Raw genomic sequence first — 19,754 nt, forward strand, 5'->3', positions numbered from 1 at the left:
GTGCTTGACGCATGAGCATCGACCGACGCACAGCAGTCGCGGGGGGCCTGGCCGCGGGGCTCTCCCTGACGGTCACGGCCGCCGCGGCGGGAACCGCGCCACCCGGCGACCGTCGCGCCGCCGACCCGCGGGACGACACCGACGGGCGCGCCGCTCGGGGTGGCGGCACCTCCGTGATCACCGTGCGGGGCGAGGACGCGGCCCGCACCACGATCCCCACGGCCCGGGACCCGAGGGCGTCCGGGGGCGCGCTCCTCGCCCTCACCACCGCGAAACCGCCGCCCCCGCACGGCGGTTGGTACGCCACGTACTCCGTGGACGTCCCGGAGGCGGGACCGCATCTGCTGCGGGCGGTCGCGACGGTCCCGGTGGAGCAACCGCACATCGAGGAGACCGGCTCGTACGTCAGCATCACCGTCAACGACGGCCCGGCGCGGCCCGTCGCCCGCTCCCAGCCGTACTGGTACGAGTCCCCGAAGGCGTGGGGCGACCTGTCCCGCCTCACCCTCGGCGAGGTCGAACTGCGCCGGGGCGCCAACACCCTCACGTTCACGGTCGACGGACCCACCGTCCTCGACGACCTGACCGGATACCGCTTCCTCCTCGACGAGTTCACGCTCACCCCCGTCCCCGTGGCGCTGACGTCCGTGCGGCTCGCTGGCCCGCCCGACAACCTCGGCCACTACCGCGACGGGGCCCCGGCCGCGCTGCGCCTCGGGTTGAACGCGGCGGCTCCGCGGGCCCTGACGGTGACCTACCGCGTCCTCGACCACTTCGCCAGGGAGGTCGCGTCCGGGGCCGTGCGCGTCCCGGCCCGCGCCCGGGAGGCGGACGCTCCGCTGCCGGTCCTCGCACCCGGCAACTACCGGGCCGTGGCGGCCCTCGGCCCGGGGCCCGGTGGCCGGGTCGTCGGCCACTTCGCGCACCTGCCCCCGCGCCGGGCCGTCCACGGCCGGGCCAACCGCTTCGGCGTGAACGTCGCCACGCACGCCCTGGTGCCGCCGCCCCTGCTGCCCGCGTTCGCCGCGGCGACGGCCGCGATGGGCGTGGGCCACGTACGCGACGGGAGTGCCTGGCCGGCGGCCCAGCGCCGGCCGGGCGGGCTGTTCGACAGCAGTCTGCACGAGGCGGTCGTCGAGGTCTTCCACCAGCACGACCTGGAGGTCCTCGAAGTCGTCTCTTCGCCGCCCGAGTGGGCGATGACGCCGACGTCCGTGCCGCTGCCCGCCGATCTGCGGGACGCCTACCGCTACGCCAGGCACCTCGCGGGGCGCGGCAGGAAGGTCGTGGCGGACGCGATCCAGCTGTCCAACGAGCCCGACGTGGACACCACCGCGAGCACCGGCGACCAGCACGCCGCGTACGTCAAGGCGGCGGCGCTCGGCATCACGGACGAGCCGGGCGGCCCGCCGGTGGTCCTGCCCGGCATCGCGCAGGAGGGCGTGTTCCAGGAGCTGATGTTGCAGAACGGCGTGGCGCGGTACGCGGACGTGTGGAGTTTCCACGGCTATCCGCCGCTCGACGACACCGACCCGGAGTTCCCCTCGTCGGCGGACGACCAGCGGGAGCTGCGGGACCGGTTCGGGGTGGCGCTGCCGCTGTGGATGACGGAGTCGGGAACGTTCCTGCCGACCGAACCCGGCACGGACCTCTCCCCGGCGATGCAGCGCACGCAGGCCCGCTATCTCGTCCTGTCGACGGTGGAGAGCCTGGCGGCGGGCACGGACCGGCAGTTCTGGTTCTGCGGGCCGCCGTGCACCGACGAGGGAGTGTCGTTCGCGCTGTTCAGCCGCGACTTCCAGCCGCTGCCCGCGTTCAGCGCGTACGCGGCCCTGACCAGGCTTCTCGGTGCGGCCGACTACGCGGGGCCGCTGCCGGAGCTGCTGCCGCGCGCGGCGGGGTTCGTGTTCGGGGACGGTGCCGGGCGGACGGTGACGGTGGTGTGCGCGCCGAAGCCGCGGGACGTGGACGTGCCGGTGCCGGACGCGGTGACACGGGTGTACGACATCATGGGCGCGGCGCTCGGCGCCCCGCCCCGCTCGGCGCGCGGCACGGTACGGGTCGCCGCGTCCCGCGACCCCCTCTACCTGGTCACCGACGCACCCCCGCCGCGCCGCCCCCGGCCCGCCGCGGGCGACGACCGGGTGCGGCGCCGCCCCCTCCCGCCCGCTGAGCACATCGTCCTCAGCCAGCGCTGGGCGGCCGCGAACGCCGCGCCCGGCAAGGCGGACGGGGACGCCGAACCACCGCTCGGCCAGCGGCTCGGCACCGTGACGCGCATGACGCTCGACGTCTACAACTTCAACGGCACACCGGAGACCGTGACGGTCGCCCCGCGGGCCTTCGGCGGCTGGTCGGTGACGCCTCGGCGGGCCCGGGTGCGGGTTCCCGCGCGGGGCCGGGTCGGCGTGGAATTCACCGTCACCGCCGGTGCCGAGGTCCGTCCGGGCGTCGATCTGCCGCTCGTCTTCGACGCCCTGCTCGGCGCCGAGCCCGTGCCGCCGTCCGTCGCCCGCATCCAGCGCCGCCGCTCCCGTCCTGGCGGCAGGCCCGGCAGACAGCCCGCCCTCGCCCCGGTGATCGACCGGGTGGCGCCCGCCGCGGGCGCGGGGACCGGCGGCCCCGCCGTGCGGATCTCGGCGCGCGTCAGGGACGCGGTGTCGGGTGTGCGCGCGGATCGGATCACCGTCGAGGTGGACGGAAGACGGGTCCCGCACCGCTTCGACCCCGCCGACGGGAGACTGACGGCGACGGCACGGCTGCGCCCGGGGCGGCACACGGTCCTGATCCGGGCGTTCAACCACGCGCACGCCCCGGCGGCGCACTCGGCGACCTTCCACGTGGAGGCGGCACACACCACTACTCCGTACGTCAAGGGCGGCTGACGTAACGGTACTTGCGGGCGCGGCGCGATGCGGGCCCGGCCGGGCCACAATGGCGCACGGCTCGCCCCGTTCCCTCCCGCCTTCCCCGCCTTCTCCGCCTTCTCCGCCTTCCCCGCCTTCCCGACAGGACCCGTCATGAGGCTTCGTACGATCCTGCTCCAGGCCCTCACCTGCACCCTGGCCGCGCTCGCCGTCGCGGCCGCCCCCGCCGCGGTCGCCGCCCCGGCGGAACAGGGCGTGATACGCGGCGGTGACCGGCTCTTCAGCTCGGGGGGCGGCCGCTGTTCGGTGGCCTTCAACGCGACCGACGGCAGCCGCTTCCACGGCGTCCTGCCCGGACACTGCGCCGGGACGCGAACGCGCTGGTTCGCCGACCCGGGCCTCACGGTGCCCGTCGCGGAGACCGAGGTGTCCCGGTTCCCCGGCAGCGACTACGCCCTGGTCCGCTACACCAACCCGGACTACTCCTACCCGAGCGAGATCTCCGTGGGCGGGCGGCCCCACCGCATCGACCGGGCGGCACAGCCCGCGATCGGGCAGCGTGTGTGCCAGTCGGGGCCCACCACGGGCCACCGCTGCGGCACCGTGCAGGCGGTGAACGTCTCCGTCACCTACCCGCAGGGAGTCGTGCACGGTCTCTTCCGCTCGTCCCTGTGCCTGGAACCGGGTGACGCGGGCGCTTCGGCCTTCGACGGCGGCACGGCGCTCGGCATCGCCGTCGCCGGCAGCGGCAACTGCGGGAGCGGCGGCACGACCTACCACCAGCCGGTGGCGCCGGTCCTCGCCGCGCACGGGCTCCGGGTCGGCCACTGACCCCGCCCGCCGACGGCGAAGGGGCCGCCCGGCTGCTGCCGGGCGGCCCCGAGCGGGCCTAGGCCCCCGGTGACGGTCAGTGGTGCCCGCCGAAGTACTCCGGCTGCGTCTGGACGTTGAGCTCGCGCAGCCGCACCCGCTCCGCGGGCTCGGTGCGCTTGTCGTTGAGCTTCAGGACGTCGAAGCCCTTGACCATGTCGTTCGAGTAGATGTGTCCGTTGTAGTAGTACGCCGACCAGGAGCCGCCGCCGACGAGCTGGTCCGCGGAGATCGGTCCGCGTTCGAAGTACGCGATCTCCTTGGGCCTCGCGGAGTCGGTGAAGTCCCATACGGAGACGCCGCCCTGGTACCAGGCCTGGACCATGAGGTCCTTGCCCTTGACGGGGATCAGGGAGCCGTTGTGGGCCACGCAGTTCTCGGTGTCGGCCTGGTGGCGGGGGATCTTGTAGTAGCTCTTGAAGACGAGCTTGGACTTGCTGCCCTTGCCCCTGATCTCGTAGATGCCGTCGGCGCCGCGGTTCGGGCCGATCTCGGCGTTGCAGGTGGCGCCGCCGCCACCGCCGAGCTCGTCGGTGAACACGACCTTGTCGGCACGCTGGTTGAAGGTCGCCGAGTGCCAGAACGCGAAGTTGACGTTGTCCTGGACGCGGTCGATGACCTTCGGGCGTTCCGGGTCCTTGATGGAGAACAGGATCCCGTCACCCATGCACGCGCCCGCCGCGAGGTCCTTGGAGGGCAGCACGGTGAGGTCGTGGCAGCCGGTGGTCTTGGAGACACCCGGGTTGGTGGGCCCGCCCGGGTTGCCGCCGCCGTCCGGGCCCTCGCCCGGGAACAGGACGGGGAAGCCGACGACCGCGGCCTTGTGCGGGGCCTTGCGCGGCACCTTGATGACGGAGATGCCGTCGTGCGGCGGCTTGCAGTCCGGGAACGCGGCGTTCGGCGCGTACGAGGAGACGTACACGTACACGTCGCGGCGCTCGGGGACCAGTGTGTGGGTGTGCGAGCCGCAGGCGGTCTCGACGGCGGCGACGTAGCGGGGGTTCTTCTTGTCGCTGATGTCGAAGACCTTCATGCCCTCCCAGGAGGACTTCTCCGTGGCGGGCTGGGTGGTGCTCGAGCAGGAGCTGTCGCTGCGCGAGGAGTCCGTCGACAGGAACAGCAGGTCGCCGGAGACGGAGATGTCGTTCTGCGATCCGGGACACAGGACCTGCGAGACCGTCCTCGGCTTCTTCGGGTTGCCGATGTCGAAGATGCGGAAGCCGTCGTAGTTGCCCGCGAAGGCGTACCTGCCCTGGAAGGCGAGGTCCGAGTTGGTGTCGGACAGCGCGTCCTTGGGGATGTTCGCGAGGTGTTCGATGTTGTCGGAGTGGACTATCTCGTCCGGCGCGGGGATCCGGCCGTCGGCTATCGCCTCCCTGGTGTCGGCCGCGTCGCTCTTGGAGACCTTCTTGGGCGCCTTGGGCGTGTCGCCCGGGTCCGGGGTCGCCGCCGCGGGCGTCGCGGTCAGGAGTGCGGCGAGCAGTCCGGCCGCGGCCGCTGCGACTCCCCACTGTCTGCGCCGTGTTCGGGGTTCGTTCAACAGGGTCACTGTGTCCTCCCTAGTGCCGTCCAAGGACGAACGGTTCACGGACACCCGCAGTATCGTGCCTTTCATGTACAGATCAACAGATCGGACACAGGGTCGTAATGAACATGACTGATCGTTGAGGCGCATCGCGTACCCCCGCGTGCCCGGACGGACTCAACCGCCCCACCCGTCACAGGAGGTCACCGTGTCCCACCGTCGCTTTCCCGCACGTCGTACGTCCGCCGTCCGCGCCGGAGCCGGGACGGTGTTCCTGACGGCCGCCGTCCTCGCGCTGGGCGCCTGCGACTCGGGGTCGAGCTCCGATCCGGGTTCCGGCGGCGGGGCCAAGTCGTCGTCGACGCCCGGGCCTTCGGTGATCGTGCCCGGCAAACCGGGTGAGACGGCGGCCACGCTGTCCGCGCAGGAGGCGGAGAAGCAGAGAACCGACGACGACAGTCCCAACTCGGCCGACTTCGAGTACGTCGAGAAGATGATCCCGCACCACGGCCAGGCCCTGGAGATGACGGCACTCGTTCCCGGACGCGCCGAGTCCACGAAGGTGAAGCGCCTCGCGGACCGCATCACCGCCGCGCAGAAGCCGGAGATCGGCGCGATGGAGCGCTGGCTGAAGGCCCAGGACAAGAAGAGCGGGAAGGGCGAGCGGGGCGCCGGGGCGAAGGGGCACGGGCGGCACGGTGACGGCGGCGGACACGACCACGCGGACATGCCGGGGATGGCCACGCCCGCGCAGCTGAAGCAGTTGCGCGCGGCCCGCGGCGAGGCCTTCGACGCACTCTTCCTGAAGCTCATGATCACCCACCACACCGGCGCGGTGACAATGGCGTCCGACGCGCTCTCCCAGGGCAACAACATCCTGGTCGAGGAGATGGCCAACGACGTCGTGGCCCAGCAGACGAGCGAGATCAACCGGATGCGCGGGATGGGCTGACCACGGCCGGGGCCCCGCGCCCCGCGGTCGGCGGCACCCCGCACCCGCCAACACGCGCTGCGGCGCACCTCCCCCTGGACGCACAGGGGTGCGATGCTGATGCGGGGCAGGCAACACCAGGCCTTCAGGCATCCGGGGGGTACACCTCGCGGAAGGAGTGCCACCGTGCAGGTCGCCGTCGTGGGTTCGGGTCCGAGCGGGGTCTACACCGCACAGAGCCTGGTCCAGCAGGACCTCGTACCGGGGCTGCGGGTCGATGTGCTCGACCGACTGCCGTGCCCGTACGGCCTGGTGCGGTACGGCGTGGCGCCGGACCACGAGAAGATCAAGTCTTTGCAGAACACCTTGCGCGCGGTTCTTGAGCACGAGCGCGTGCGGTTCCTCGGCGGCGTCGGGATCGGCCCCGGGGCACTGTCGCCGGGGCAGCTGCTCGGCATGTACCACGCGGTCGTGTACTGCGTGGGCGCCGCCACCGACCGGCGCCTCGGGGTGCCCGGCGAGGATCTGCCGGGGAGCTGTTCCGCCACCGAGTTCGTGTCCTGGTACAGCGCCCATCCCGATGTGCCCGCCGACGGTGCGGGGCCGCCCGACCGCTTCGTGCGCGGCGTGGAGTCGGCGGTCGTCATCGGCGTCGGGAACGTCGCGGTGGATGTCGCGCGGATGCTGGTCCGCGGCGCCGCGGAGCTCCTCCCGACCGACATCCCGCACGAGGCCCTCGACGTGCTCGCCCACAGCCGGGTGCGCGAGGTGCACATGGTGGGCAGGCGCGGTCCGTCCCAGGCGCGGTTCACCACCAAGGAGCTGCGGGAGCTCGGCTCACTGCCGGACACCGAGGTCCTGGTCGACCCGGCCGAGCTGGCACTCGATCCCGCCTACCTCGACCCCTCGGGGCTGCCCGGAGCCGTGCGCCGCAACGTGGAGGTGCTGCGCGGCTGGGCGGGAGCGGCCGAGCGCGGTCTCGCGCGGCGGATCCGGCTGCGGTTCTTCCTGCGCCCCGTGGCCGTCCTCGACGCGGGGGGACGGGCGGGCGGGGTGCGCTTCGAGCGGACGCTGCCCGACGGCCGGGGCTCGGTGACCGGCTCCGGGACGTACGAGGACATCCGCGGCCAGCTCGCCCTCAGGTCCGTCGGGTACCGCGGTGTGCCCCTGGACGGGCTGCCCTTCGACGCGGGCACGGGCACGGTGCCGCACACGGCGGGCCGGGTGCTGCGCGACGGCGCGGTCTCGCCCGGCGAGTACGTGGCGGGCTGGATCAAGCGCGGGCCCACCGGCGTCATCGGCACCAACCGCCCCTGCGCCAAGGAGACGGCCCTCTCCCTGCTCGCCGACGCGCCCGCCCTCGCCTCGCGGGACGTGCCGGAAGAGCCCCTCACCGCGCTGCGGGCCGCCGGCGCGGAGCCCGTCGAGTGGCCGGGCTGGCTGGCGATCGAACGCGCCGAGGCGGAACTCGGGCGGTCCCTGGGACGCGGCTCGGTGAAGATCCCGGACTGGCCGGGGCTGCTGTCGGCGGCGCGGGGCGGGGCCGCCTGAGCGTACGGGTGGGATGGACCCGCACGTCGGCGCGGGCGCCCCCGATGCCCCTGCGCCCGCGGGCCGGGCCGTTCCGTTCGGGGCGGCGTGCGCACTGGAGGAAGATGGCCGCCGAGGGGAGTCCGGCCCCGCGGGAAGGGATGGAGAGATGACGTTGCGCTCCGACGTGGCCGAGTTGCTCGCGGAGGCCTGCGTCCTCGACGTGGACGTGGACGATGCCGTCGCGGACGAGCACGTGCGCTCGTCCGCCTACCGGCGCGTCGTCTCGGTGACCGCCTCCTCGCGGAGCCGCGACCGGGACCGCGCGATCGTGGCCGCGATCCTGCGGGACCCCGTCGAGATCGTGTCCAAGACGGCGGTGGTCGACCTCGTGGACAGGATCGCGACGCGGGTGAGCGGCCCCGCCGAGTTCCGGCAGTGGTCGGAAGGACTACTGCCGGAGGTCGACCGGCTGGGGGCGGAGGGGTACCGCGCGTTCATTCGCCGCCGCGTCCACGACTGGCTGTTCCATCTGACCGTCGAGGACGGTCGGGTGCCGGCACCGGCCGAGTTGGCGGACGTCACGGACTGGATGCAGCGGACCCTCGCCGAGGGCTCGACGTCGCCCGCGGTGCTGGCCCTGCTCGCCGAGTCGGGCAGCAGCAGGAAGATCCGCAACATCGCGAGGAACCGCGCGGGAAGCCGCGGGCTGAGAACGCGATGAGTCGGCAGCGGCGACGGCCCGTCGGCCCGCGGGTTCGTGTACCGGACGGGATGGGGGAACCCCGAACCCGCCACCGCCCTCGTCGGGCCGGTGCGTCCGCCCGCCCCCGCAGCTCCACGAGCGGGAGCGCGGCGAACGTCACCGGCTCGGACCGGGGCTACCGTTCCGCCGCCGCCTCGGCGAGCCGCACGGTTTCCCCGCCCGTCCCGTCACGCACGCCCGTCACGGGGCGAGCCGGTAGGCGTTGGTGATCGTCTCGGTCATCGTGTTGCCCGAGGTGTCCTTGAGGTACACGCGGTACGACACGGCCTTGGCCGTCGCCGGGTGCCGCACGCTCGCCGAGCGCGCACCCTTCGCGTCCTTCGTGACGGTGACCGCCTTCCACGTCCTGCCGCCGTCGTAGGAGACCTTGACGGTCAGCGTGGCGATCCTGCCGTCGGCGGCCGCGGCGCCCGCCACCTTCAGCGGCACGGTCAGGGCGCCGCCCGCCGGGGCCGTCCCGTTCAGGGCCAGTTTCGGCGCGAGGCGGACCGTGGAAAGCGGCAGCTCGGTGGGCTCCTCACCGGACGTCTTCGCCGAGGTGAACGACCAGGCCACGCCCACCTTCGTACTGGTGGAGGTGTCCTTGGCGGCGCGTGTGGCCTCCGTGGTCAGCCGGTAGCGAGCCGAGGCGGACGGGAGGTCGGCGAAGATCGCGCCGGGCCCGCCCTCGGCGATGGTACGGCCGCCGGACTCGAGGCGAGTGGAGCCGCCGACCGTCGCGGAGTCGCCCGCGTGCCCCGCGCCGTCGTTGAACAGCCTGACGTACGCGTCCAGGGAGTTGCCCGCGCGCCGCGCGCCCTGGCCCTCCTCGGCCCCGAGGTCGGGGCCCACGACACCGGTATTGAAGTTCAGCGTGTAACGCTTGCCCGCCTTGTACGCGACCGGGTCCTTGTCGTACGAGGCGGCCGGCTCGCCCGCGTCGTCGAGCTGTGCCATGGACCAGGCCCAGCGCAGGTCCTTGGTGTTGAGGTAGCTGGTGCCGGAGGCCGGGAGCTTCAGCTCGCTCGTCGGGGCGAGAGCGGGCCCGTTGCCGTTCCTGTCGGAGGGGGTGGCGGAGAACGTGCCCTTCCTGCCGGTGACGGACGCGCCGAGGCCGAACTTCACCTCGGCGAGCTCCGCCTTGGTCACGGCGCGGGCGAGGCCGGGGAACCAGCTGCCGGTGCGCCCGAAGGCCAGCCGGTAGTCGGTCCTGCCGCCCGCCGCCCCCGGGGCCCGGAAGGCACCGATGTACTGGGCGTGGAACGTCGGCGACGAGGAGGATGCGGTGCCGAGCCCGGCGGTGCGGATGACGGTTGTGCCGGTGAGGCTCCAGTTGGCCGCGATCCCGGCGGCCTGGTCCTCGTAGCCGATGTTCGACGTCGTGAGGCGCGCACCGCGGTCGGGGGCGGTGACGGCGACCGGCTTGGCCTTGCGGGTGTCCAGCGTGATCGCCTGGTCGGCGCCCACCTTCAGCTTCGGCTGGACGAAGACGGCGAAGGTCGTGGTCGGCCCGTAGACGGAACTCTCCAGGACGTAGGTGCCCTTGGGGAGCCGCACGGTGGCCGGGCCGGTACGGAACGGGGCCGTGAACTTCTTCTGCGTCGCGCGGTCGGTGAGCGTGGTGACGTAGTGGGTCGAGTCGGCGCCGTTGATGTCGAGGTGCTTCAGCGTGACGTCGTAACTCTCGACCTCGCGGTCCACGACGATCCCGGTGTGCACGGACTGGCCGTCACCCGAGGCCAGCACGGTGCCGCCGTGGACGCCGTCGGCGGTGCCGAGCCGGGTGTCCGCCGTGACCGTGGTCTTCGCGGAGCCGCCCGCCGGGACGGTGAGCTTGCGCGGCTCGACGGTGAACATGCCCGCCGGGCCCGGTCGGCCCTTGGGGTCCACCGCGGTGGCGGACAGCGCGAGCGTGACGGGCTCGGTGCCGTAGTTGCGGTACGTGAGGGTCTTGGCGACCGGCTTGTCGTCGGTGTGCGGCCAGGGCTGCGTCCCGAAGGAGAGCGATCCCGGCGAGGAGACGACGGACGCGGAGACGGCGCGCGTCAGGTCGACGCGGCCCGCCCCCTGCTGGTGCGCGGTGAGTTTCGGATGGGGCTTCGCCGAACCGGTCAGCACGGCCTTGAGCTGCCGGCCGGTCCACTTGGGGTGCTCCTGGAGGAGCATGGCGGCGGACCCGGCCACGTGCGGGGTCGCCATCGACGTACCCGACATGGAGATGTAGCCGTCGGTCCCGCCCTGGTCGGGGGCCTGCGAGGAGGCAGCGGCGGTGATGTCGACACCGGGCGCGGTGATGTCCGGCTTGGTCACCCCGTCCGCGTTCGGACCGCGGCTGGAGCCCCACGCGATCTCGTCGTTCTTGTCGACGGAACCGGCGGTGAGGGCCTCGGGGGCGCTGCCGGGAGCGTTCAAGGTGCCCGGTTCGGGGCCGTCGTTGCCCGCGGCGACGACGAAGAGCGCCTTGTCGGAGAGCCGGGTGACGGCCTCCTCGAGGGGCTCCGTGCCCGGGGTGTCCAGGCTGCCGAGGCTCATGTTGACGATCTTGGCGTCGTTGTCGACGGCCCACTGCATGCCGGCGGCGATGCTGGAGTCGGTGCCGCCGCCCTCCTCCTCGGAGATGACCTTGCCGTCGAGGACCCGCACGCCGGGCGCCACGCCCTTGTACTTGCCGCCGGACTTCGCGCCGGTGCCCGCGATCGTCGAGGCGACGTGCGTGCCGTGGCCCATGCGGTCCTTGGCGTCGGGCGCGTCGGTGAAGTTCTTCTCCAGGACCTCGACGCCCTTGAGGTCGGGATGCGTCTGGTCGACCCCGGTGTCCAGGACGGCGACCTTGACTCCCTTGCCGGTCCAACCGGCCCGCCACATGGTGGGAGCGCCGATCTGCGGGACGCTCTTGTCGAGCGTGGGGCGGACCTTGGCGTCCAGCCAGACGTGGGAGACGGCGGGTACGGCGGTGGTACGCGCGTTCGTGCGGCTCTCCCGCGCGCCCCTGTCGCCCGTCGTGCCCGTCGTGCCCGGCGCGCCCGTGCCGCCGGTGAGCGCCGACCAGAGGCCGGAAGCCTGTGACTTGGGGGTGCGGAACGCCTCGCCGCCCACCGCGGGCAGCGCGCGGCGGTCGTGGGCCAGGCCCTTGAAGGGTCCGCCCGCCGTGCGGGCGTTCACCCGCCCGGGGCGGTAGCCGACGATCAGCGGCAGCGACGCGCGGTGCGCGTCGTCGTACCTGTCCTCGACGAGCCGCGTGACGTCGAAGAGCCGCCGGTCGAGGCTGCCCGCGTCGATCAGCTCCTGCGCGTCCTGCGGCACGACGAACACGTGCCCGGCCTCGCGCCGCACCGAGATCGCCACCTGCTCACGGCCTGGGCCGCGGACCAGCCGGACGACCTCCGTGTACGCCGCCTTCTTGCCGCGGGCTTCCTTGCCGTCGCCCTTCGTGCCGTCGGCATTCCCGCCGCCGGCTTTCTTGCCGTCAGCCTTCCTGCCGTGAGCTTCTTTGCCGTCAGCCCCTCGGTTCCCCACGCCGACGACCACGCGGTCACCGGTGATCAGGGTGACGGTCGCCGTCCTGCCGTCCTCGGCCCCTGCTGTGCCCCTGGCCCCCGTGCTCGTGCCCGGCTCCGCGCCCGCGGTCCGGTCCGGCCCGGTCCCGGGCGCGGCCACGGCCACCCCCGCGACCAGTGCTCCGGACGCCACGGCGGCCACCGCCGCCGCCCCCACCCTCGATATGACTGCCACCCGATATGCCTGTCTTTAGATGTGCTGATGTACTGATGTGCCGCCTATTACACGCGATCAAGGTGACGTCCGGTTCTCCGGGGGGCGAAGTACCGGTCGAGATGTTCCGTGCCGGGGCCGGGCTGCCGGTCGTCGCCTACACCCCCGGATCGCAGCACCCGCCCCGCCGCATCAGGCGCCCCACCTCCAGCCAGTCACCGCCCTCGCCCGCGCGGCGCGGCGGCTCCGGGAACGCCGCCACGAGGTCGTCGGTGTCGTGGGCGACGCCGCCGCGCAGTACCGACACCGTCCGCACCAGCGTGCTGAAGTCGGTGAACGGGTCGCCGTCCACCACGGTGAGGTCGGCGATCCTGCCGCGCTCCACGGTGCCGAGCTCGTCCGCGACACCGAAGAGCCGCGCGGGCAGCACGGTCACGGTGCGCAGCGCCTCGACCGGGGAGAGGCCGCCGCGGTGCAGGGCGCGCAGGCCCAGGTGCAGGGACAGGCCTACCGGTACGAGCGGCTGGTCGGTGCCGAGCGCGACGATGCCGCCCGCGGCGAGGACACGCCGGTAGACATCGGTCTCCCTGCGCAGGGTGGCCAGCTGGTCCGGGGTCGGGGGCTCCCCGGCCCCCTTGCGCACCTGGGCGGCGTCCCACGGCGGCATCACGGCCGTGACCCGGGGGTCGTCGGCGAGTGCCGGGTCGGCGCCGAGGAGCGGCGAGGACGTGAACGGCGTGGCGATCATCGCGAACCGCGCTCCCCGCGCGCTGTAGATCTCCAGGACGTCGTCGTAGGAGCGCCCGGACGCGGTGGTGGCGTGTCCGTACTCGGCGCGCTGGGTGGCTTGCAGATGGGTCGTCAGGTCCTGTCCCGACTGGATGCCGGGCGACAGGAAGTGACTGCCCGCACGCACCCCGAGGCGCTCGTGGGCGAACCTGGCCGCCTCCTCCATCACCCAGCCCGGCGCCCGTACGTAGGTCTTGACGAAGTCCCAGTCGAGCTGCTCGCCCCGCTCCAGTGAGCGGCGCAGACCCGCGCGGGTGCGGTGCGCGCGACCCATGCTGTACGCGACGCGGCCGCCGTCGAGGAGCTCGCCGGTGCTCAGCAGGCGGGGTCCCGCGAGCTGTCCGGTGGCGACGGCCTCCCGGATGCGGGCCTGCTCGTGGGCGAAGCCGCCGAGGGAGACGGCGGTGGTGATCCCGTACGTCAGCTGGCCCGCGGTCTGGCGGCCGCCGTAGGTGCTCTGCCAGGGGTGGGTGTGGGTGTCCCACAGACCTGGCAGGACCGTGCGGCCGGAGGCGTCGATGTGCCTGCGGCCGCCCCTGCGGGAGGCGCGGTGCGGTTCGACGGCGGCGATGCGACCGCCGCGTACGACGATGTCGACGTCCTCCCTGACCGTGTCCCCGGTGCCGTCCCACAGCCGTCCCGCGTGCACCACCGTGTCGGCGGGCGCGGGCCTGCGCTGGTCGAGGGGGACGCGTACGGTGCGGGCCGGGCCGCCGTCGACGCCGACGAGCCGGAGGCGGGCACCCGACAGGTACAGGAGCGTCCTGGAGTCGCCGGACCAGGTGGGGTGGTCGGCCGGTTCCGTGGTGAGGGTGCGCAGTTCGCCGCGCGGGGTGCCCTCGGGCGTGACGGGCAGCAGGCAGAGCGCCGACTCGACGATCACCGCCATCCAGCGGCCGTCCGGCGACCAGACGGGCCCGGAGTCGTAGCGGTCGGCGAGTGAGGTGTGCGGTCCGGCGGCGTGCAGCCGGGCGGCGCCGGTCGTGGCGTCGACGACGCGGACCAGGTTGTAGCCCTCGCGGAAGCGCAGGTTCAGGCGGTTGCGGTCGCACAGGGCGATACGGCGGCCGTCGGGCGACCAGCTCGGCCGTCCGGGCAGCCCGCCGCCGCCGAGCGGCTCCGCGAGTACGCGTTCGGTGCCCGCCGCCAGGTCCCGTACGACGAGCCGCCCCGTCATGTCCAGGCAGGCGAGCCGCTCCCCGTCGGGCGACAGGGCCGGGTGCACGCGGCCGCCCGTCGCGAGCGCGGTCTCCTTGCCGGTGGCGAGGTCGCGCCGGTAGACGCCGAGCAGCCCGTCCCGGTCGTCGGCGTACACCAGGGAGCGCCCGTCGCGGGCCCAGCTCGGCCCGAGGAGGTAGCCCGTGGGCTCGGCACGGCGCAGCCGTCGCGGTGCCTTCCTCCCGGACGTGTCCGCGAGCCAGAGCGCGTTGAGTGCGGCGAAGGCGATGCTGCGGCCGTCCGGGGCCAGGGCGGGCAGGTGGATGCCACGGACCGGCCGCGCCCGCCCCCCGGCGAGTCCGAGGTCGTACTCCTTGACCCGGTGGCGCGGCCGGTCCACGGTCAGCACGCCCTCGAAGGGCAACTCGGTGGCGGCGCCGGGATCCTCGGGGCGTACGAGGGTGAAGCGGCCGTCGACCGTGAGCAGCAGTTCGCCGTCCTTGGTCCAGCGCGGCGGCACCGGGGCGATGTCCCCGGCGACGGCGACGCGCTTGCCGTCGACGACGAGCGTGCAGGACGCCGCGGGCGAGGGTGTGGTGCGCAGGTAGGCGAGACGGCGGCCGTCGGGGGCCGGGGCGGGCGTCATGACCTGGGCCTTCTCGGTCTCGGTGTGTTCCACCACGACCGGGCCCGTGCCGTCGGCGGGGACGGCGGCGACGGTGCGGGCCTCCAGGGACGGGCCGGTGGGCGCCGTGACCGCCTTCGCCCGGACGAACAGAATCCGTTTCCCGTCCGGAGTCCAGGCGGGGTCGAAGTCCTCCCAGGGGCCTTCCTGGTGGGGTCCTTCCTGGCCGGGCAGCCCGGTCACCGGGGTCTGTTCGCCGGTGCGCAGGTCGAGGACGTGGATGCGGTAGGGGCTGCCCTGCACCGGGTCGCCGCCGCGTTCGGAGGAGTAGGCGATGCGGGTGCCGTCGGGCGACCAGGCGGGGCCGCGGTCGTCCCAGGGGCCTTCGGTGCGCTGCCGCAGGTCGGAGCCGTCCGGGCGCATGGTCCAGAGGTGGAAGTTGCCGCCCTGGTAGGCGCAGAACGCGACGAGGCGGCCGTCCGGGGCGTACACCGGCCGGTTGGGTTCCAGGCCGGGTTCGGTGAGGGGCGTGGCCGTGCCGCCGGTGCGCGCCGTGGACCACAGGACGTGCTGCACCTCGGCGATCAGGCGGTCCCCCGCGGGCGAGAGGGTCGCGGAGCCGTTGGTGGCCGCGGTGAAGGACAGCGGCACCCCGGCGGTCTCCCGCGCCGCGGCGGCGGCCGGTGTACCCGCCGCCGTCACCGCACCGGCGGCACCGACGGCACCGGCGGCGCCCGCGGCCACGAGCAGCTGACGGCGGGACAGCTGAGGCAGGGGCCCGGACGGGGGCGGCGAGGAGACCCCGGAGTCGGAGGGGCTCGTCGGGAGGGGAGCCGGGAGGGGAGAGGAGGCCGAGGGGGAAGCGGAGGCGGAAGCGGAAGCCGAGGGGGAAGCGGAGGCGGAGGTGGGGGGAGAAGCGGAGGGTGTGGGCGAGGGGGAAGCGGGGGGTGCGGGGGAGGCGTGGTCGTGGTCACGGTCCATGGCAGGAACACTCGCGCACCGCGCGGCACCGGGCAACACCGCCTGTGTCCCCGGTCACCGCGGTCGCGACGGCAACTGCGCCTCCACCCCTGGGTCTTCCCCAGGTGCGGCACCGACGCGGCGCCGGGGCGGCCGCTCCTACGCTGGGGGGCATCGTCATGCGACACGGCTCACGCCCTGGGCCGGCCCCCGGAAGGCGTTGTGCGCTACGTCATCGAGGTGCACCTCGACCAGGATCGCGTGTGCGGGAGCGTCGCGTCCGGGAGCTGCGCGAGCCCGCAGCCCTTCCACGGCTGGCTGGAGCTCCTCTCGCTGCTCGAACCACCGCTCGAGGACGGCGCGTGCCCGGACCTGCCCTCGCGCCCGGAGCCGCCGGGCGCCGACCGCACGCCGCCCTGGCCCCGCATGCGCCACCCCGGCCGACCGGCGCGGGCGGAGGGCGGAATTCGCCTTGTGCGGAACGCGGGTCGCCCAGCATCGTGGTGTCCTGGCCATGTTCCATGCGTCCGGCACGGGTCACCGGCTCATTCCGGTCATCCGCGGCGGGTGCCGACGCGCGGGGGCGGCGATGACACCGCAGGACGAGCGGCTCGACCTCTTCCACTCCCCCCGCGCCCACGGACGCGTTCTGCGGGCGCGCCCGTGAACTGCACGCGCTGCAACAGGACTTCGCGGACGTGTGCACGGGCACATCCCGCCTCGTCCTGCTCGAAGGGCCCGGCGGCATCGGCAAGACGGCGCTGGTGCGCCGGTTCCTCGACTCGGTGCACGGCACCTGGGTGCTGCACACCAGCGGCGAGGAGAACGAGAGCGCGCTGCCGTGCGGGGTGCTCGCCCAGCTCGTCGGACAGAGTCCGCTGCCGGTGCCCGAGACCCTGGCCGGACTCGTCCGCGCACCGCAGTCGCCGCACGCGAACCTGCCGCCGCTCGCCGCCGGATTCGGCCTCCTCGACCTGCTGAGCGAGGTGCAGGGCAAGGGGCCCGTGGTCCTGGTCGTGGATGACGCGCACTGGTCGGACCCCGAGTCCCTGAACGCGCTCACGTTCGCGCTGCGCAGGCTGCGCCACGGCCGATCCTCGCGATCGTCGCGCTGCGCGATCCCCAGGTGCCCGAGCTGCCGGAGGGACTGCGCAGGCTGCTCACCGACGCCCGCACCCGCCGCCTCGCCCTCGACGGACTCGCCGCCCGCGACCTGTCCGCCCTCAGCACCCGCCTCGGCGTGGCCCGCCTCCCCCACTCCGCGTCGCTGCGCCTGCGCGAGCACACCCACGGCAACCCGCTGCACGCCCGCGCCCGCCTCGACCAGGTGCCGTCCGCCGTGCTCCTCGACGTGACGACGCCGCTGCCCGCGCCGCGTTCGTACGCCATGCTGGTCCTCGCCAACCTCGCCGGGTGTGGTCCGAGCGCGCAGCGCCTGGTGCAGGCGGTGAGCGTGCTCGGGCTCTCCTGCCGGCTCGGCGGCGCCGCCCGGCTCGCCCGCGTGGCCCAGCCGCTGCCCGCCCTCGAACGGACCGTACGGGCAGGCCTGCTGCGGGAGGACGGCCGCCGGGGTCGCCGCCGAGGTCGCCTTCCCGCACCCGCTGGTGTACGCGGCGGTCCATCAGGACATCGGCCCCGCCCAGCATGCCGCCCTGCACACGCGGGCCGCCGAACTGGTCGACGACGAGTACACCCGGCTGCGCCACCGCGTGCTCGCCGCCACCGGGCCCGACGAGCAGCCGGCCGAGGCCCTGGCGGCCTGTGCGCGCCGCGAGGCCGCCACCGGGCAGTGGGCCGTCGCGGGCACGCATCTGCGGCACGCGTCGCGCGCGGCCACGAGCCCGCGGGAGCGGGACCGCCTCGCCGTGGAGGCCGTGGAGGCGCTGCTGCTCGACGGCCGGGTCCAGGACGCCGCCGAACTCGCGGGCGGGCTCCCCGAGGGCTCGGACCCGGCGCTGCGCGGCTACGTACGCGGCTATGTGGCACGGGTGCAGGGCCGTACGGAGGAGGCCTGGGCGCTTCTGGTGGACGCCTGGAAGCAGTGCGACCGGGAGCGCGATCCGTCCCTCGCGGCGCGCGCGGCCGAGCAGCTGAGCTACGCCGCCGTGATGTGCGGGCGCGCGGCGGTGGCCGCGCGGTGGGCCGAGCGGGCGCAGCGCCTGTCCACCGCGCAGGGCCCGAGCCGCATGCTGCGCTTCAACCACCTCATCGCCCTCGGCCTGAGCGGCCGCGCCGAGGACGGCATCGCGCTCGCAGGCGACCTGCTGGAGCCCATGGTCGTACCGCTGAAGAGCATCGACCTGCTGCTCGCCAGCGGCCAGTTGCGGCTGTGGTCGGACGATCTGCACGGGGCGCGCAGGGACCTCATGGGTGCCGTCGCCAACTGCCGCACGACCACGGTGCCGCTGCGGCTGCTCTCCGCCTCCGCGCTCGCCCAGAGCATGCACCGTCTCAGGCAGTGGGACGAGGCGCTGATCCACGCCGAGTCGGCCGCCTCCATCGCCGACGACACCGACCAGTCGTGGCTCAAGCCGGTCACGCACGGCGTCGCCGCCCAGATCCTGTCCGCGCGCGGCGCGTGGGAGCGCGCGGCGGAGCATCTGCGGACCGCGCTCGAGGTGCCCGGCGGCGCCGAGACGCCCGTCGCCTTCGCGTACGCGGTGCGCGCGCGGGCGTGTTTCGCGGAGGCCCGCGGTGAGCCCCAGGAGGTCGTGGAGGCGCTCCGCCCGCTGCTGCGGTTCGCGGAGCAGGACGGGGTGAACGAGCCGGGCGTGGTGGACTGGCAGCCGCTGCTCGTCGACGCCCTCGTCCAGCTAAGCGAGCTCGGCGAGGCGGACGCGGTGCTCGCCCCGTTCGAGGACCGGACGCGGACGCGGGGCCGGCACGCGTCGCTCGCGGCGGCCGACCGGGTCCGGGGCAATCTGGCCGCCGCGCAGCACCCCGCAGCGCGCGCAGGCGGCGTTCGCACGGGCGCAGGACCACGCGGCGCAGGTGCCGCTGCCGTTCGGGCGGGCCCGCGTGCAGCTCGACCACGGCGCGTTCCTGCGCCGCACCGGCCGCAGGTCCCTGGCGATCGCCCGGTTGCAGGCCGCGTACACCACACTGACGGAACTCGGCGCGCGGCCCTACCGGGCGCAGTGCGTGCGGGAGCTGACCGCCTGCGGCCGCGCCGCCCCGGACCCGGCGGCCGGCGAACGGGACCGGGGCGCCGCGGACGACGGTCTGGACGGGGCGCTCACATCGCAGGAACTCGCGGTCGCGCGCCTCGCGGCGCAGGGCCTCACCAACCGCCAGATCGCCACCACGCTCGCGCTGAGCGTCAAGACCATCGAGTACCACCTCGGCCACACCTACGCGAAGCTCGGCAGCAGCTCCCGGATCGGGCTCGTGCGGCGCCTCGGACCGCGTGTGACGTCGCCGTCGGTGGGGTGAGCGGGACGGCATCGACGCCGCCCGGCGGCGGGCCGGGCGGGACCACATCGACACCGCCGACGACGGGCCGGGCCGGACGGCATCGCTGCCGCCTCCGCGGTGAGTTCGGCCACCGTCTGCGGCGACACGAGGGAGGCGACCGGCGCGCGCCTCCGTCGACGTCGCGCGCGGTGGTCGTCCCGGGCGCCGAACGCAGGACCGAGCCCACGGTCTTCCGGTTGCGGTCGGCCGGTTAGGAGTCCGCCGACAGCTCGGCGGTGACGCGGACGCGTGCGCCGTCGCCGAGCGGCGGCACATCGACGGGCACCGGTCGGCGGGCGTACGGTTCCCCGAGGCGAGCAACCGGGGGGCCGTGCCGGGCGTCCTTGCGGAGGACGACGCGTACGCGACGCACGCGCGCGCGTGCGTCACACTTCATGCAGGACCTTTATGCAGGACACGATCTTCATGCGGGACACGACGACAACGGAGGGTGTAGCAGTGGGAGTTTCCCTGTCCAAGGGCGGCAACGTTTCACTGAGCAAGGAGGCGCCGGGTCTGACGGCCGTACTGGTGGGCCTCGGCTGGGACGTGCGGACCACGACGGGCACCGACTACGACCTGGACGCGTC

At 74.1% G+C, this 19,754-nt stretch carries 12 protein-coding genes and 1 pseudogene; 8 read left to right on the forward strand and 5 right to left on the reverse strand.

All coding sequences use genetic code 11. The annotated features are described in order from the left end of the window. The first annotated feature begins 11 nt into the window (after nucleotides 1-11). On the forward strand, nucleotides 12-2,885 hold the full coding sequence (locus ACH4DX_RS20995) for a hypothetical protein (protein WP_398156207.1): 2,874 nt from the start codon (nucleotides 12-14) through the stop codon (nucleotides 2,883-2,885). Between the two features lie 135 nt (nucleotides 2,886-3,020). Continuing rightward, nucleotides 3,021-3,698 carry a S1 family peptidase gene (locus ACH4DX_RS21000; RefSeq protein ID WP_398156208.1) on the forward strand — a complete coding sequence of 226 codons (678 nt, stop codon included), beginning with the start codon at nucleotides 3,021-3,023 and terminating at the stop codon, nucleotides 3,696-3,698. Nucleotides 3,699-3,774: 76 nt separating this feature from the next. Here ACH4DX_RS21000 and ACH4DX_RS21005 read toward each other — a convergent pair whose 3' ends face one another. After that, complete coding sequence (locus ACH4DX_RS21005; RefSeq protein ID WP_398123281.1) at nucleotides 3,775-5,286, reverse strand: LVIVD repeat-containing protein; 1,512 nt, start codon at nucleotides 5,284-5,286, stop codon at nucleotides 3,775-3,777. A gap of 184 nt (nucleotides 5,287-5,470) precedes the next feature. On the opposite strand from ACH4DX_RS21005, the gene ACH4DX_RS21010 reads away from it, so the two are divergent. The 3 genes from ACH4DX_RS21010 to ACH4DX_RS21020 all read left to right on the forward strand — a co-directional run bounded on the left by ACH4DX_RS21010 (nucleotide 5,471) and on the right by ACH4DX_RS21020 (nucleotide 8,447). After that, complete coding sequence (locus ACH4DX_RS21010; protein WP_398156209.1) at nucleotides 5,471-6,214, forward strand: DUF305 domain-containing protein; 744 nt, start codon at nucleotides 5,471-5,473, stop codon at nucleotides 6,212-6,214. Nucleotides 6,215-6,379: 165 nt separating this feature from the next. Then, nucleotides 6,380-7,744 (forward strand): FAD-dependent oxidoreductase, encoded by a 1,365-nt coding sequence (locus tag ACH4DX_RS21015; RefSeq protein ID WP_398156210.1) that lies wholly within the window; start codon nucleotides 6,380-6,382, stop codon nucleotides 7,742-7,744. Between the two features lie 148 nt (nucleotides 7,745-7,892). Next, nucleotides 7,893-8,447 (forward strand): hypothetical protein, encoded by a 555-nt coding sequence (locus tag ACH4DX_RS21020; RefSeq protein WP_398123278.1) that lies wholly within the window; start codon nucleotides 7,893-7,895, stop codon nucleotides 8,445-8,447. 222 nt (nucleotides 8,448-8,669) lie between these two features. On the opposite strand, the gene ACH4DX_RS21025 is transcribed toward ACH4DX_RS21020, so the two are convergent. Together ACH4DX_RS21025 and ACH4DX_RS21030 are read right to left on the reverse strand one after the other, a co-directional pair. Beyond that, nucleotides 8,670-12,200 carry a S8 family serine peptidase gene (locus tag ACH4DX_RS21025; protein WP_398156211.1) on the reverse strand — a complete coding sequence of 1,177 codons (3,531 nt, stop codon included), beginning with the start codon at nucleotides 12,198-12,200 and terminating at the stop codon, nucleotides 8,670-8,672. Nucleotides 12,201-12,336: 136 nt separating this feature from the next. Next, on the reverse strand, nucleotides 12,337-15,495 hold the full coding sequence (locus ACH4DX_RS21030; RefSeq protein ID WP_398156212.1) for an amidohydrolase family protein: 3,159 nt from the start codon (nucleotides 15,493-15,495) through the stop codon (nucleotides 12,337-12,339). Nucleotides 15,496-16,370: 875 nt separating this feature from the next. On the opposite strand from ACH4DX_RS21030, the pseudogene ACH4DX_RS21035 reads away from it, so the two are divergent. Beyond that, nucleotides 16,371-17,066 (forward strand): annotated as a pseudogene (locus tag ACH4DX_RS21035) (AAA family ATPase); the annotation flags it as partial. Nucleotides 17,067-17,806: 740 nt separating this feature from the next. Here the strand turns inward: ACH4DX_RS21035 and ACH4DX_RS21040 are convergent. Then, the gene (locus ACH4DX_RS21040) at nucleotides 17,807-18,250 is read right to left on the reverse strand and encodes a hypothetical protein (protein WP_398156213.1); all 444 of its coding nucleotides are present in this window, start codon (nucleotides 18,248-18,250) and stop codon (nucleotides 17,807-17,809) included. 602 nt (nucleotides 18,251-18,852) lie between these two features. Between ACH4DX_RS21040 and ACH4DX_RS21045 the strand changes: the two genes are divergently transcribed. Next, complete coding sequence (locus ACH4DX_RS21045; RefSeq protein ID WP_398156242.1) at nucleotides 18,853-19,143, forward strand: helix-turn-helix transcriptional regulator; 291 nt, start codon at nucleotides 18,853-18,855, stop codon at nucleotides 19,141-19,143. 232 nt (nucleotides 19,144-19,375) lie between these two features. Here ACH4DX_RS21045 and ACH4DX_RS21050 read toward each other — a convergent pair whose 3' ends face one another. Further along, nucleotides 19,376-19,561 carry a hypothetical protein gene (locus ACH4DX_RS21050; protein WP_398156214.1) on the reverse strand — a complete coding sequence of 62 codons (186 nt, stop codon included), beginning with the start codon at nucleotides 19,559-19,561 and terminating at the stop codon, nucleotides 19,376-19,378. A 62-nt stretch (nucleotides 19,562-19,623) separates the two neighbouring features. Between ACH4DX_RS21050 and ACH4DX_RS21055 the strand changes: the two genes are divergently transcribed. Then, nucleotides 19,624-19,754: TerD family protein (locus ACH4DX_RS21055; RefSeq protein ID WP_398156243.1), on the forward strand; the 131-nt coding region annotated here is incomplete at its 3' end.

The organism is Streptomyces sp. NPDC017940 (genome assembly GCF_044328435.1).
Lineage (GTDB): Bacteria > Actinomycetota > Actinomycetes > Streptomycetales > Streptomycetaceae > Streptomyces.